This is a genomic window from Halopseudomonas oceani (assembly GCF_963677335.1).
GTDB classification, from domain to species: Bacteria; Pseudomonadota; Gammaproteobacteria; order Pseudomonadales; family Pseudomonadaceae; genus Halopseudomonas; species Halopseudomonas oceani.
In genome coordinates, this window is record NZ_OY781932.1 from 859,671 (window position 1) to 873,498 (window position 13,828).

Below are 13,828 nucleotides of genomic sequence, written 5' to 3' on the forward strand. Positions count from 1 at the left end.
GCTCACACCAGCGGCAGCGGCTTGAAGACCATCAGCCAGAACAGCAGCAGGATGGCGGCAAAGGCGGGAATGCCCAGCGCTGTCCACCAACGCATCTGGTGGTGAAAATCCGCAGAGAGCTCACCGGTATCCAGCGCCTCATTCGCCAGTTGGCGCAGTCGGTATTGGATCGCCACCACCGGTAGCCAGCACAGGCCGATGAACACGAACAGACCAAGCACGCTGAGGAACCAGGGCGAGGTCAGGCTGAACCCCAGTCGGCGGGTAAGCAGTAGACCGGTCCCGAGCTGCAACACTACAGCCGGTGCGGTAAACAGCCAGTCGGCCAGCACCACATGGCGAGTGGTTACCGCCAGCGCCTGGACATTGCCGCTGCGGTGAGCCATGAACATGAAAAAGGCAATGCCGCTGCCGGTACCGGCCAGTACGGTAGCGCCGAGAATGTGCAGCAGCTTGAGCAGCAGGTAGTTATCCACGGTGGACTTCCAGCCGGTGATAGATTGCCAGCCCCTGCGCTTCCTGTTCGAATGCCTCGAAGGGGAACAGGTTCATGCAGGGTTTGGCACCGCACTCGCCTAGTTCACCGCTGATCAGCTGACGAGTAAGGATAAGCGCCGACAGGGTCGGGATATACGGGCCGATTCCGTCCGTGGCGCCTAGTAGCCATTTCAGGTGCAGCGGTTGTTGCTGGTGGCCCAATCCGCGCAGATTGATCTGCATGCCGCCGATATCGGTGCCCCAGCGGATAAACCACTCACTGGCGCGGACAATCGGCTTGCTCCAGCGTGCCCAGTTGCGAACCAGGCCGATACGCGCAACCGCAGCCATCAACCCCATGCCGTAATGCAGCAGGCCAAGCTCGAGTCCCGCCTGAAAACGTACGCTGCGTACCTCGGGATAGGCCGCCGGCAGCAGTTCCAGATCGGGGATATCGACGTTGGCCAGCGGTCGGCGGCCGATGATGTCGTCAAACCACAGACGCCGCAGTGACATCCAGCCGTAGACCTGCTGCCAGCGACTGTCCTGCCAGACTGTGATTGGGTGTCCGGTATAGGACAGGATGGCGCGTATGGTCGCTTCGCCACGCTCAGCCTGATTGCCCGGGGCAATCGCAAAGTCGATGTCGTCGAGCCGGCTGAATTGCTCGGCATGGTGGGCGATAACGCAGGATGACAGCCCCGGCACCGAGCTGGCGCCGCTGACGATCAGGACCCCGGCAGCACGTGCCTCGGCGTCCAGCTGGCTGATGTCGCAGACAAAACGGCGGTCGTCGGCCAGATCGATGTAGTGACAGCCGATGGCGATGCAGGCCCTGGGTACGCGGTAGTCCTGGCCCTGAAACGGCCCGCCGGTATGTATCAGCAGGTCCGGCTTGAGGGCGCTGAGTCGCGCTTCAAAGTCGGCAGCGTGAAGATCCAGTTCCGCGGTTTCCAGCTGAGCGCTTGCAGTCGCCTGCAACTGGGCCTGTAACTGTCGCGCTGGCGCGTTGCGGCGCCCGGCGATGATCAGGGTAATACCGGCGGTGGCCGCCAGACCTTCGGTGATGCGCTTGCCAAAGTTGCCGTAGCCGCCAAGAACCAGAATGCGCTGGCAGCTCATGGGGCGTCACGAAACAGCGCTCGGCTGCGAACGAAGGACACAACAGCAAAAATGATGAAGGCCAGCCCCATTAGGAATGGCAGATCGGTGATGCCGCCTGCGCTGAAGTAACCGAAGCCGGCAAACAGCAGGCCCAGCAGTAGGAAAAAGACCGGGCCGATCAGAATGTTTTTGGGTGCTGCCGCGTAGATGCGGGCGTTCTTCTCGATGATCATGTTCATCGCCTCGACCTGCGCCTCGTGTCGGTCGCGGCAGGCCAGGCCGTGCCCGAGATCTTTGGCGCACTCAGCGCACAGGCCACGGCTGCAACACTTGCACACTCCGATGGCGGCCTGTTGTTGATGGTTGAAACACTGCATGCTGATCCTCCCCTGATTGACGACGCAGGTTGGGCAGAAAGTCAGGAAGGATGGGGAGGGGCGCAAATGTCCGGCAAGCTGGCTGAACTCCCTCTCCACCGTGACTTTCGCTTGCGTGCTGCCGAGTATGCCAGAGCCTCGCCGCACGGTCGCGTGCGGCACGCTGTCACGCAGCTCAGGCGATCAGGTCAGCGAAGGGAGTGTCGCCCTGATACAACTCGTAGATGGTGTTGCGGCTTTGCCCGGTCTTAACCACGTGAGCAATGATACGCGCGGTATCGGCGCGAGTGATGTGCTGGCGTTCTGCCTCTTCCGGGCGGCGGGTGGTGATGCAGCCGGTGGCGGCAGCATCGGTCAGACGGCCTGGCCGGAGGATGGTGTAGGGCACGCCTGAGCGTTGCAGGTACTCGTCGGCAAAACACTTGGCGACCAAGTAGGGTTTGATCGGCGAGTTGCCGCGGTCGGGATTGTCAGCGCCCCGCGAGCTGACCATGACAAAGTGCTTGAGATGGTGCTTGAGGGCGTAGTCAACGGCCTTGCGGGCGGCCCACAGGTCGACCAGCAGGGTTTTGTCTGCCCCGGTACTGGCTCCTGAGCCGGCGGTAAAGATGACCCGCTCACAGCCGACGAAAGCCTGCTCGAAGTCACTCTCCAGGTCGCCCTCGATAATCTCCAGGCCGTCGATGCCGGCCAGCTTGCCGGGGTTGCGGGTCAGGGCGACCACGTTCAGACCTGCCTGCTGCAGCAGCGGCATTAGTTGCAGTCCGATTTGACCGGTACTGCCGATAACCAGAGTCTTGCTCATGAACAGACATCCTCAACGGTATGTCGCACCCTCTGCGGGAGTGCGTTTGTTGTTTTTGCAGCGGCGCTGACGCGGGTCAGCGGACGCGGGTAATGCGTACCAGTTGGTTGCCCTCGAATTCCAGGCTCTGGTAGTTGCCGTTAATCTGGTAGATCCATTCTTCAATGTTCATGACCCGAATACGGTCGTTCACCCGGGCGCTGTCTATGTAGCCGATGACCTCGCGGGAGATCGGCTCACCACAGGCTTGCAACACCTCGAACTTGAGGTCGCCTTCCTCGACAATGCTGGTTCCGCAGCGTAGCGCGTGTGCTGGCATGCTGAACAGCATGGCTATCAGCGCAGCTAGCAGTGCCCGTTGGCGTAGTCGAATCAACATCCCTAACCTCCTGTCAGTGAGCGTTCTTACCGCTGATACTCCCACCGGCTCCGGCCCCAACGCAAGGACCGGAGCATATTCAGGTGGTTTTTAGAGGGGCCTGTTTCAGAGCGCGGCGGCTTCCGCTTCGTAGTTGGCGTAGGAGTGTTTGAGGGTGGCATGGTTGAGCAGCATTTCGGCCTTCAGCACCTCGCCGCTGGCATCATAGATGCGCGACAGTACCCAGTAGGACTCGGTGCGCTTGCTCTCGGACAGGGCGACAATCTCGCGGCGGATCAGGTAGTCCTCGCCGACCAGCAGCGGGCCGTCGATCATGCGGATTTCCTGGTCGGCAAACAGGCCGATGACCGGCTGCTTGACCGGAAATTCGGCATCCTTGTTGGTGTATTCGGCCAGCACGCTGACCATTTCGGTCGGAATCACCGCGCGGCCCCACGGCGTGCTGTTGCCATCGGAGTACCAAGGGGAATTCTCGGTGATGCCGGCCAGCTTCTGGTTCAGCGAGAATGGATAGAGTTTGCCCATGTACTGGTCCGGGTCCATGCGCACCTTCTCGTCGACGGCGCCTTTCATGCCAACTCGCAGGTCAGACAGGATGACCAGCTTCTCCGGTGCACGCAGCTTGGCCATGCGTTCGTACAACAGGCTCTCGCCTGGGGCAGCGCCAATGCTGGCGCTGGCTTCCAGGACCGGCGTGCCGTCGGCCTTTTCCGCCCAGCAACGGACACGGGTCTGGCCCGGAGCCGGGCGCTCGACGAAGGCGCGTACCTGTTCGCCCTCGACCACCATATTCTGGAAGTGCGAGGAGAAGCAGCCGCGCTCAAACCAGGCCTGGCCCCAGAGTTCGACCAGCAGCGGAGTGAACTGGCTGAAGTGGGTCGGGCCTTCGATCGGGCCGGCACGGAAGCCCAGCTTCTCGGCCATGTCATCGTCGTGAATCGAAGAGTGACCGCTGTATTCCTGGTCAGCCAGCATCTGCTTGGGCTCGCGCAGCGGGCCGCAGAGGTAGAGGGGGGTATCGAAACTCATGGGGGCTGTCTTCCTGCAAGGGGTTTATGGCTGCACGGCGCCGGGCACGTGCCTTGATCAACGACCGAGTTTAGGCGGCGGCTCCGGACCCCGGCAAATGCTCTGTGGCGCGCTATTCATCGGGGTTATAGGGGCGGCCCGAGAAGGACCGTGCGGGTATGGGTCGCTGTCCTGTCAGGTTATGATGGTCAACACGCCGCCGCTGCGGTTTTTGCACAAGGAACATTCCATGAAATGGTTCAAATACAGTGCCCTGCTGGTTGCAGTCGCGCTGCTCAGCGCCTGCGGCGGTCACGACTTCGAGGGTGTCTACGAAAGCCGCGCGGGATCCAGCAATGACGTGCTCAACGCGTTTGCTGAGATGGCCGGCGCCGACCGCATCGTTATCGGTGATTACTACATCGAATCCGAAGGCAAGCGCACGCGTTTTGACGAGATCTTCGAGCGCGAGTCGGCAGGCAAGCGCTATCTGGTCTTCAAGAGCGGTGAGAACGAAGAGGTCTGGACCATCGTTGATGACAATACGCTGATGCAGGGCAACGATCTGGTCAACATTAAACTGGTACGGGTGGAGTAGCCCGCTCGAACCGCAACGTAAGGCGGATTGGTGGAAGTATGCCAAATCAGAGTGTCGACCTGTCAGCTCCCGTGCTTAGTGGGGAAGGATTGCAGACCTATAACAATCTGGTCAGCATTCTCTACCGTTGTCTGCACGACAGCGCTGGCTTCTCCCCTTTCTTTGTTGCATTTCGTGAGCACTTCAAGGCCCTGCAGGGCGGTATTCTCGGGGTTTCTCAGGCACCGCAACGGTTGATTTACGGCTGGACCTTCGGCTACCCGGAGGGGTTTGAAGACTGGTACATGAACAGCGATCTGCCCGAGCGCGATGAGGCGATCAGTCGTTATGTGCAGCTGCCGCCGCGCCAGTTCGAGTCCTTCATGCGGGGCGAGACAGACGGCAGCATTCTCGATCTGCTCGGCCCGCAAAGCCGGGCCTGGGCTGAACAGGTTGGTATGGGAGACAGTGCCGGCATGCTGGTCTGCCGGGATGCCAACAGTAAGGTGGTATTTATCGCCAACCGACATCGGGATCACGGGCCCTATAGCGCGGCAGAACTGATGCAGATGAACATGCTGGCACCGCATATTGAAAACGCCGTCGCGTTACACCTCAAGCTGTACCAGTCGAGCAACAACAACGAAAACCTCGCCCTGGCGCTGGATTACGTCAACAAGCCGCTGATTGTGTTCAACGCGCTGGCCAGCGTAGCTCAGGCCAACGCCGCCGCAGAGACGCTACTGGCGCGCAGCGGCGTACTTTACATTGATGGTGACCAGCGCCTGCAAAGCCGTGACCGTGCACTGGCGCGTAAGTTGAGCGCGGCAATAAGCACCTGCATCGTTCACTCCCATCAGAGCAAACTGGCTACCCGAACTCTGTTCGTCAACGCTGGTGATGAACGCATTGCGCTTTGTCTCACACCGCTGATCGCGGAGCGCGCTGAGAACAACGGTGTGCTGGTTGAGCTGTTCAGCTTTGGCAGTCATCAGCCGCCCGACCTTCAGCGACTGCAACAGCTATTTGATTGCACGCCGGCCGAAGCGGCGGTGGCGGGCGACCTGATGCAGGGGCTGAGTGCCAACGATATCGCCAAAAAGCGCTTTATCTCGATACATACTGCCCGCCAGCACATCAAGAACCTGCTCGGCAAGAACGGTTACCGCAAGCAGACTGAGCTGGTATCGATGCTGGTTCGGGCGCTGGGCTAGTTGTAGTTGAGCAGAGCCCGGCTGTCCTGCAGGTCTTGCGCTGACGCCGACGGCTGCAGCGACGGATTGAGTGGGTAGCCTTCGGCTGTGGCTCGGAGCACCACTTGCCCCTGCCCTCTGGCGTGCACTATCAGGTCGTTCCAGCCCGCGCTTCTCTGTGCAGACACCACCAACGGTAATTGCACCACCGTACTTCTCGATAGCAGTGAGAAACCCTTGGCTCCGCCCTTGTAGACGAATAGCGTGCAGCCTGCCGAGCCGCATCAGTCAGGCCCCTGGGCATAGATCAACGCATCGTTGAAACCGTCACCGTTGAGGTCGATGAGCGCGCTTGTGTAAGGAGGTACTTGCGTGTTGAACGTTCTTCCAGAGACATATCTCCGGCAGCGTGACTGCAAGTTGAGAAACCAGTGCAGCGGTTACAGTGGCTTGTTTCATCGTGACCTTCTGCGGCATCAATGGGCGCTGGGGCCCTATTGGGTACCATCGCGCGCTCTTTTCGGTGTCTCTCAAAGAGCGCGCGATGCAGCCTACGCTTGGATGCAGGAAACGAACTCGGGGTCAGCAAACAGTTTCTCAATGTTTAGCTTGATCACTTCGTTAAGTGTGCCAAATACGTTTGCAAACTTTTCGGTGTTCTTGTGCAGCCGTTGAGACCTGTCATAACAGCCGGCGATTTGATACCGGATATCGAGTGTCCAGTCCACACTGTAACCCAAGTCGTCAATAAGGAACTCTTTGATCTCTCCGGTAACCTGTGTTGAGTCGGGCTTCATATCGATGCCGACGAATCGCGCTTCGGTGAACAGCGCTGTTTCAATGTACTCGTTGATGTTCTTCTCAAAGTAGATGTTACCGATAGCGGTGTTTCTGATCTGATTGCTCTTGATATCCGGGCGCTCTCCGGGAATGTAGCGGAAGTCCCCAACGTTCATGGCACCTTCAACCGACATGGTTGAGCTAGGAGCGTAGTTGATCGTGAGTGGCGGCGTTGAGCAGCCGGTAGCCATGCCTGCGATAAACAGAATCAACAACAGTTTCAACTTCATGAGAGCATCCTTTTATTAGTGTTGGAATTGGCGGTTTTATGCCCGGCTGTTAAGTGACAGACGGAGCAATGGCCTCAGCCGGACCAGTATGGGTAAGCGCGCGGTCTTGCAGGGAGCCTGTTTAAACGGCAGGAGTGAGCAGCAGCTGCAGGCAAAATGTGAGTGCCGGGCGAGAGGTTGCTGCCGTGAGCGGCGCGGGGGAGCGTCTTAATCATCCATTGATTCCCGGTAATAGGCGTCGTGCCGGCTCTGAAGATAGCGGCAATTTGCTATGGTCGTAAAGTACCTTTGGATGCAGTCGGCTCTTGGGTGTTGTGGAAATGGATGCGTGGCACCCTTGGTTTGCAGCGAGGCTCACTTAGCTATCTAGTCGTCTGGTTACTGATAAGTGGTGCTCAGCAATCGGTAATCAGTGGGTTGCCAAAGCTTCAGCCCAATCGGTGCTTGATACCGTCCGGAGCGCGCGTGAAAACCGTTTCGCTCCGCGCGGCCGGGAGCGGTGGACTCACTGCGGTTCCAATTCGCGCCGCTGGTGTGGGTGTAGCAGTAGCTTATGTGCACGTTTTGGCTGCAGCTGCTGTTGTGGGTTAACTCAAAGCGATCTCCCTTATCACGCGCAACGCTGACTCGGGCGTAGCTGTCAGGGCCGGCACAGGCTCCTGCGGGATGGAAGCGAGGATTGCGACGGCGAGCGGGTTGCGCTTTGCCTGCTCGGCAACGGCGACTACCAATACGCCGGTAAGCAGCACCTTGAGCAGGCAAGTCATTCACAGCCTCCTCTATAGACGTCGCGTGGCAGCACCGGAGCTCAGAACAGGCGGGAGATCAGGGCGGTGACCGCCGTTTCAACCCGCAGGATACGCTCACCCAGCTGCACCGGCTGCATGCCGGCCTCGATCAGTTTGTCGACTTCGTAGGGAATCCAACCGCCTTCAGGCCCGATAGCCAGGGTCAGAGGCTGGTCGATACCGCGAGGGCAGGCGGGGTAGTCGCCGGGGTGGGCGACCAGCGCGAGTCGGTCGCCGATGATGCCGGGCAGGCTGTCTTCGACGAAGGGTTTGAAGCGCTTTTCGATACGCACCGTCGGCAGCACAGTGTCGCGTGCCTGCTCCAGGCCCAGCAGCAGGTTCTCGCGCACCACCTCCGGCTGCAGAAACGGCGTCTGCCAGAAGCTCTTTTCCACGCGCACGCTGTTGAGCAGGATGATCTCGGGCACGCCGAGGGTGGCGCAGTGCTGCAGAATACGGCGGAACATCTTCGGACGGGGCATGGCCAGCAGCAGGGTTAGCGGCAACTTGGCTGGTGGCGACTCGCTTAAGTCGACGGCCAGCAGCGCGCTGCCGTTGTCCAGCTCGAGAACGGTGCCCCGACCCATCAGACCGCCGATGCGGCCAACACGCAAGGTGTCGCCAACGCTGACCTGCTGGATCTCCAGCATGTGGGCCAGGCGGCGACCGTTCAGGCGAACATGGTCCGCGTCGATGAAATCAGTCTCTTCAAGCAGCAGCAGGTTCATCCCTGCGGGTTGTCCTGCTGCTCTTCCGGTGTACGCGGGCGGACCAAGCGGCTGAACAGAATGCCGACTTCATACAGCAGCCACATCGGCAGCGCCAGCAGGGTCTGGGAGATCACGTCCGGCGGGGTCAGCACCATGCCGACGGTAAAGCAACCGACCACCACGTAGGGGCGGGCCTTGCTCAGGCTCTGCACGTCGACGATGCCCACCAGTACCAGCAGCACGGTGGCGACCGGAATCTCGAACGACAGGCCGAAAGCCATGAACAGGGTCAGCACGAAGTCCAGATAGCTGTTGATATCGGTCATCACCGCCACACCATCCGGCGCAGCGCTGGTGAAGAAGCCGAACACCAGTGGGAACACCACAAAGTAGGCAAACGCCATGCCGCTGTAGAACAGCAAGATGCTCGATACCAGCAGCGGGATGGCAATGCGCTTTTCGTGCTTGTACAGCCCGGGAGCGATAAAGCCCCAGATCTGATGCAGGACGAACGGCATGGCGACGAACAGCGCGCTAATCAGGGTCAGCTTGAACGGGGTCAGAAACGGTGAGGCGACGTCGGTTGCGATCATGCTGGTGCCGGGCGGCATCAGCGCACGCAGCGGCTCGGAAATGAACGCGTAGATGTCGTTGGCGAAGTAGAACAGGCCGGCAAAGATCAGCAGCCAGATCAAGACGATACGCAGCAGACGCGAGCGCAGCTCGGTCAGGTGCGCGACCAGCGGCATGTCACCGGCCGGCTTCGCGGGTGGCAGTTCAGGGTTGCTCATGGCGGGTGTCTTGCTGCTCATTGACGGGCTCGGCGCTGGGTTCATCGGCGGTCGGGCCAGTTTGCGACGGCTGTGTGACGGGCTTGTTACCGCTGGCGGTCGGGGTTTGATTGCTTGGGCTGCCAGCGTTCAGGCCCTGTTTTTCCAGCTCGGCGAGGATGCGTTCGTTGTGCAGTTGCTGACGAATCTCGTCCGCGCCGATCTCACGCTCGACCTGGCTGCGCACTTCTGAGAAGCCACGCTTGATCCGGCCTACGGTCAGGCTGACGGTGCGGATGGCGCCGGGCAGCCGCTCGGGGCCGAGTACCAGCAGGGCGATAACCGCCACCACCAGCATTTCCATGAAGCCGATGTCGAACATGAGACGAGACCTGTCGGCGGATTACGGCTTGGACTGGGAGTCCTGCTTGTGCTCTTCGGACTTGGCGTCGAGCGTTTCTCCCGGCTTGCTTTCGACCGAGGGCTTGTCCTCATCGTTCATCGCCTTGCGGAAGCCCTTGATCGCGCCACCAAGGTCACCGCCGATGTTCTTCAGACGCTTGGTACCAAACAGCAGTACCACGATGACCAGTACGATCAGCAGTTGCCACAGACTAATGCCACCAAAACCCATTTTTGCCTCCGGGGCCTATTGCCCAGTTTATTTGCTGCGGGACGCCTTTTCTTCCAGACCGGACAGGTCGAAGCGGCGTGCCAATTCGTTCAGGATGTCGTCCGGACCGAGACCGAGGTGACTGAGCATGACCAGCGAATGGAACCACAGGTCAGCGGTCTCGTAGACCAGGTCGGACTTGTCCTCGCTATGCTGACAATCCTTGGCGGCTAGCAGTGTCTCAGTGCACTCTTCACCAACCTTTTCGAGAATCTTGTTCAGGCCCTTGGCGTGCAGGCTGGCAACGTAGGAGGTGTCGGCAGACGCCTGCTTGCGTTGCTCCAGTACGGCGGCCAGTTGGCTCAGGGTGTCAGACATGTTTTGGGTGCTCGTATAACGTTTTCGGATCCTTGATGACGGCGTCGACGGTCTGCCACTGGCCGTCCTTCAGAACCCGGTAGAAACAACTCTCGCGGCCGGTGTGACAGGCGATCCCGCCGATCTGTTCGACCTGCAGAATGATCACATCGGCATCGCAGTCCAGCCGCAGTTCGTGCAGCTTCTGCACGTTGCCGGACTCCTCGCCCTTGCGCCACAGGCGCTGACGCGAACGCGACCAGTAAATGCCCCGGCCTTCCTGTACGGTCAACTCGAGTGCTTCGCGGTTCATCCAAGCCATCATCAGAATGCGCTGGGTGTGCACGTCCTGGGCGATGGCGGGAATTAGTCCGTCTGCATCCCAGTGGATGCTGTCGAGCCAGTTGCTGGCGGAGGTCGAGTCGGTCATGGCGGGTCGTCTTTCGTTGAATGTCGCAAGTGTGCCAGTTATGACGGGGGCTGACTATCCGCGGCGCAGAATAAGCCAGCCGCCGAGTGCAATCAGGCCCCATTGGGCCGGCGCGGCGTTGATCCAGAGCGCCGGGTCGCTGCCACCCAGGGCGCTGGCACCAAACACCAGCAGGGCGATACCGGCCAGCTGCAATGGCCAGCGTGGACGCCGCTCCGCTCGGGCCTGCAATGGTGCCTTGGCCAGATTATCCAGCGCCTGATGGGCGGTGTCGATCAGTGCGGGTACGCGTTCGAGGTGTTGCTGCCAGTTCTTCATCTGGTTCTGCGGCAGCATGCGCTCACGCATCCAGCGTTCCAGATACGGCTGGCCGGTGTTCCACAGGTCCAGCTCGGGATAGAGCTGACGCCCCAGGCCTTCGATATTGAGCAGGGTTTTTTGCAGCAGCACCAGTTGCGGCTGGACTTCCATGTTGAAGCGGCGCGCGGTCTGGAACAGGCGTAGCAGCAGCTGGCCGAAGGAGATGTCTTTCAGCGGGCGCTCGAAGATCGGTTCGCAGACACTGCGAATGGCTGCTTCGAACTCGTTGACCCGGGTGTCGGCAGGCACCCAGCCTGAATCGATATGCAGCTGGGCGACGCGGCGGTAGTCACGCTTGAAGAAGGCCATCAGGTTGCGCGCCAGATAGCTCTGGTCTTCGGGCGTCAGGCTGCCGACGATGCCGAAGTCGATGGCGATGTACTGCGGCTCCCACGGGTGCTTGCGGGAGATAAAAATGTTGCCCGGGTGCATGTCTGCATGGAAAAAACTGTCGCGGAACACCTGGGTGAAAAAGATCTCGACGCCGCGCTCGGCCAGCTTCTTCATGTCTGTGCGCTGGTCTGCGAGGGTAGCCAAGTCTGTGACCGGGATGCCGTCGATACGCTCCATCACCAGCACCTTGTGGCGGCACCAGTCCCAGTAGATGCGCGGAATGTAGAGCAGGTCCGAGCCTTCGAAGTTGCGGCGTAGCTGGGAGGCATTGGCGGCTTCACGGTACAGGTCCAGCTCGTCGAAGATCGTGCGCTCATAGTCTTCGACCACCTCGACCGGGCGCAGGCGACGGCCTTCGGTAGATAGCCGTTCTAGCGCGCGGGCGGCAAGAAACAACCATTGGATGTCCTGGTCGATGGTTTCGCCGATACCGGGACGAATCACCTTGACCACCACTTCGGTACCGTCCTTCAGGCGTGCGGCGTGGACCTGGGCGACCGAGGCGGAGGCCAGCGGCTGATCACTGAACTCGGCGAAGACATCCTCAATGCGCTCGCCCAGCTGCTCCTCAATTCGCGCTCTGGCCTTGGGACCCGGGAATGGCGGCACCTTGTCCTGCAGATGCGCCAGCTCCAGGGCAATGTCGTCGGGTAACAGGTCTCGGCGGGTAGACAGGATCTGGCCGAACTTGATGAACACCGGGCCGAGGTCTTCACAGGCCTTGCGCAGCCGTGCGCCGCGGCTCAGGTCGCGCGGGGCGGGGCGCAGTCGCCACGGGCCGAGTTGCAGGGCCAGGCGCGCCAGCCAGGGTAGCGGTAACGCCAGCAGGATCTGATCGAGGCGGTAGCGGGCGAAGATATGCAGAATGCGCAGCAGGCGCGAAAAGGCGGTCAGTCTCATGCGTCGGGCGAGTCCGGTGCAGTAGGGGTGAGCAGCGCGACCCGGGCTTCCAGTCGGTCGAGTTGCAGGCGCAGTGCGTGCAGCTGTTCGGCGCGGGCGCGGGCCTCGGCCTGGCCAACCAGCTGGCGGCTTTCTTCAGTCAGGTACTCGGCCAGGGTTTGACGCAGGCTGTCACGGCTTTCGCGGCCCCATTGGTGGCTGCGACGCAGCGCGCTGCCAATGGCGTGACCGGCAACCGGGCCGAACCAGCGAGCCAGCTCGGCCTCGCCGTCGAGCTGCAAGTCGGCCATGATGTTCTGCAGCGTGACCAGGACCTGGCTGTCACCGACCAGCTCGACGTCCGGATCCTGCAGCACCGCTTTGCGGTCGCTGCTGATCAGCAGGCGTGCAAGCAGGCTGCTGGGAGCGTGTAGTTCGCAGTCGGCGGGCAGTTCGCTGGCGGTGCGCAGGGCAATCTCACCCTCGGCGGGTAGCAGCCAGAGTTGCCATTCCGGGTCGCGGGCCGAGATCAGCACACATTTGCCCTGCAGCGCACCGAGCCGTCTGGCCGTGACACTGTCACGGGCCAGCGCTGCAGCAATGCTGCGCTCTGCGGCCTTGAGCAGTGCGGCCGGCAACATCAGGGTTTGACGCCCCGGTGCAGGGCGACGATGCCGCCGGTCATGTTGTGATAGGTCACCCGGGCAAAACCTGCTTCTTCCATCATCGCCTTGAGCGTTTCCTGATCCGGGTGCATGCGAATCGACTCGGCCAGATAGCGGTAGCTTTCGGCATCGTTGGCCACCAGCTTGCCCATCAGGGGAAGGAACTTGAAGCTGTACTGATCGTAGACCTTGGACAGCAGCTCGCTCTTGGGTTTGGAGAACTCCAGCACCAGCAGACGTCCGCCCGGCTTGAGCACGCGCAGCATCGAGGCGATGGCGGTGTCCTTGTGGGTAACGTTGCGCAGCCCAAAGGCGATGGTGATGCAGTCGAAGTAGTTGTCGGGGAACGGCAGTGCTTCGGCGTCGGCCTGGACGAAGCGCACGTTGCCGGCGACGCCCAGGTCGAGCAGGCGGTCGCGGCCGACCTTGAGCATGGAGGCATTGATATCGGCCAGTACTACTTCACCGGTCGGGCCGACGCGCTTGGCGAAGCGGCGGGTCAGGTCGCCGGTGCCGCCGGCAATGTCGAGTACCCGGTTGCCGGTGCGCACGCCGGACAGTTCGATGGTAAACCGCTTCCAGATGCGGTGAATACCACCGGACATCAGGTCGTTCATGATGTCGTATTTGGCTGCTACCGAGTGAAAGACCTCGGCGACGCGCTGGGCTTTCTCGGACTCGGCTACGGTCTGGTAACCGAAGTGGGTAGTTTTTTCGCTGTCGTGTCGGTCGCTCATGGATTCCGTCTGCGCTGGCAAATTCGCTCCCATTCTAACCACTTTTTGTCCTCGGAAGCGCTGCTCAATTGCCGCGGACAGCTGTTGGCGGATGTTGAGCGACGGCTGGCGGCAGGGGTGATGACGTGTAGCTGCA

At 60.8% G+C, this 13,828-nt stretch carries 19 protein-coding genes; 2 read left to right on the forward strand and 17 right to left on the reverse strand.

All coding sequences use genetic code 11. The features are described 5' to 3' along the window. Positions 1-2: 2 nt before the first annotated feature. From ACKPCU_RS03940 to ACKPCU_RS03965, 6 genes are all read right to left on the reverse strand, one after another. Positions 3-476, reverse strand: a complete 474-nt coding sequence (locus ACKPCU_RS03940; protein WP_104736472.1) for a DUF2269 family protein — start codon at positions 474-476, stop codon at positions 3-5. Continuing rightward, the gene (locus ACKPCU_RS03945; protein ID WP_321350080.1) at positions 469-1,599 is read right to left on the reverse strand and encodes a saccharopine dehydrogenase family protein; all 1,131 of its coding nucleotides are present in this window, start codon (positions 1,597-1,599) and stop codon (positions 469-471) included. The genes ACKPCU_RS03940 and ACKPCU_RS03945 overlap by 8 nt, the downstream gene beginning before the upstream one ends. After that, positions 1,596-1,958: a hypothetical protein gene (locus ACKPCU_RS03950; RefSeq protein WP_104736470.1), complete on the reverse strand. Its 363-nt coding sequence runs from the start codon at positions 1,956-1,958 to the stop codon at positions 1,596-1,598. Before ACKPCU_RS03950 ends, ACKPCU_RS03945 begins: the two co-directional genes overlap by 4 nt. Positions 1,959-2,133: 175 nt before the next feature. Next, entirely contained in the window at positions 2,134-2,763 is a 630-nt protein-coding gene (locus ACKPCU_RS03955) for an SDR family oxidoreductase (RefSeq protein ID WP_321350082.1), read from the reverse strand. A gap of 76 nt (positions 2,764-2,839) precedes the next feature. Beyond that, entirely contained in the window at positions 2,840-3,142 is a 303-nt protein-coding gene (locus ACKPCU_RS03960; protein ID WP_321350084.1) for a DUF2845 domain-containing protein, read from the reverse strand. Positions 3,143-3,247: 105 nt separating this feature from the next. Further along, complete coding sequence (locus tag ACKPCU_RS03965; protein ID WP_321350086.1) at positions 3,248-4,171, reverse strand: hypothetical protein; 924 nt, start codon at positions 4,169-4,171, stop codon at positions 3,248-3,250. Positions 4,172-4,400: 229 nt separating this feature from the next. Here ACKPCU_RS03965 and ACKPCU_RS03970 point away from each other — a divergent pair, with 229 nt between their 5' ends. Further along, complete coding sequence (locus ACKPCU_RS03970) at positions 4,401-4,748, forward strand: hypothetical protein (protein ID WP_321350088.1); 348 nt, start codon at positions 4,401-4,403, stop codon at positions 4,746-4,748. 38 nt (positions 4,749-4,786) lie between these two features. Next, positions 4,787-5,941: a helix-turn-helix transcriptional regulator gene (locus ACKPCU_RS03975; RefSeq protein ID WP_321350089.1), complete on the forward strand. Its 1,155-nt coding sequence runs from the start codon at positions 4,787-4,789 to the stop codon at positions 5,939-5,941. A gap of 530 nt (positions 5,942-6,471) precedes the next feature. On the opposite strand, the gene ACKPCU_RS03980 is transcribed toward ACKPCU_RS03975, so the two are convergent. The 11 genes from ACKPCU_RS03980 to ubiE form a co-directional block, all read right to left on the reverse strand. Then, positions 6,472-6,990, reverse strand: a complete 519-nt coding sequence (locus ACKPCU_RS03980) for a hypothetical protein (RefSeq protein WP_321350090.1) — start codon at positions 6,988-6,990, stop codon at positions 6,472-6,474. 587 nt (positions 6,991-7,577) lie between these two features. Then, entirely contained in the window at positions 7,578-7,757 is a 180-nt protein-coding gene (locus ACKPCU_RS03985; RefSeq protein ID WP_321350092.1) for a hypothetical protein, read from the reverse strand. 41 nt (positions 7,758-7,798) lie between these two features. Beyond that, complete coding sequence (locus tag ACKPCU_RS03990) at positions 7,799-8,506, reverse strand: 16S rRNA (uracil(1498)-N(3))-methyltransferase (protein WP_321350094.1); 708 nt, start codon at positions 8,504-8,506, stop codon at positions 7,799-7,801. Further along, entirely contained in the window at positions 8,503-9,279 is a 777-nt protein-coding gene (gene tatC, locus ACKPCU_RS03995) for a twin-arginine translocase subunit TatC (protein ID WP_195826126.1), read from the reverse strand. The genes ACKPCU_RS03990 and tatC overlap by 4 nt, the downstream gene beginning before the upstream one ends. Beyond that, a complete protein-coding gene (tatB, locus tag ACKPCU_RS04000) occupies positions 9,266-9,640 on the reverse strand; it encodes a Sec-independent protein translocase protein TatB (protein ID WP_104736462.1) in 375 nt (124 codons plus the stop codon). Before tatB ends, tatC begins: the two co-directional genes overlap by 14 nt. Before the next feature lie 21 nt (positions 9,641-9,661). Then, positions 9,662-9,892, reverse strand: coding sequence for a Sec-independent protein translocase subunit TatA (gene tatA / locus ACKPCU_RS04005; protein ID WP_104736461.1), 231 nt, complete (start codon positions 9,890-9,892; stop codon positions 9,662-9,664). Positions 9,893-9,919: 27 nt separating this feature from the next. Next, positions 9,920-10,249, reverse strand: coding sequence for a phosphoribosyl-ATP diphosphatase (locus tag ACKPCU_RS04010; RefSeq protein WP_118131922.1), 330 nt, complete (start codon positions 10,247-10,249; stop codon positions 9,920-9,922). Next, the gene (gene hisI / locus ACKPCU_RS04015) at positions 10,242-10,658 is read right to left on the reverse strand and encodes a phosphoribosyl-AMP cyclohydrolase (protein ID WP_104736459.1); all 417 of its coding nucleotides are present in this window, start codon (positions 10,656-10,658) and stop codon (positions 10,242-10,244) included. The genes ACKPCU_RS04010 and hisI overlap by 8 nt, the downstream gene beginning before the upstream one ends. A 54-nt stretch (positions 10,659-10,712) precedes the next feature. Continuing rightward, positions 10,713-12,311: a ubiquinone biosynthesis regulatory protein kinase UbiB gene (ubiB, locus tag ACKPCU_RS04020; RefSeq protein ID WP_321350097.1), complete on the reverse strand. Its 1,599-nt coding sequence runs from the start codon at positions 12,309-12,311 to the stop codon at positions 10,713-10,715. Beyond that, complete coding sequence (locus tag ACKPCU_RS04025) at positions 12,308-12,931, reverse strand: ubiquinone biosynthesis accessory factor UbiJ (protein ID WP_104736457.1); 624 nt, start codon at positions 12,929-12,931, stop codon at positions 12,308-12,310. The genes ubiB and ACKPCU_RS04025 overlap by 4 nt, the downstream gene beginning before the upstream one ends. Beyond that, positions 12,931-13,692 carry a bifunctional demethylmenaquinone methyltransferase/2-methoxy-6-polyprenyl-1,4-benzoquinol methylase UbiE gene (gene ubiE, locus ACKPCU_RS04030; RefSeq protein WP_104736456.1) on the reverse strand — a complete coding sequence of 254 codons (762 nt, stop codon included), beginning with the start codon at positions 13,690-13,692 and terminating at the stop codon, positions 12,931-12,933. Before ubiE ends, ACKPCU_RS04025 begins: the two co-directional genes overlap by 1 nt. Positions 13,693-13,828: the final 136 nt, after the last annotated feature.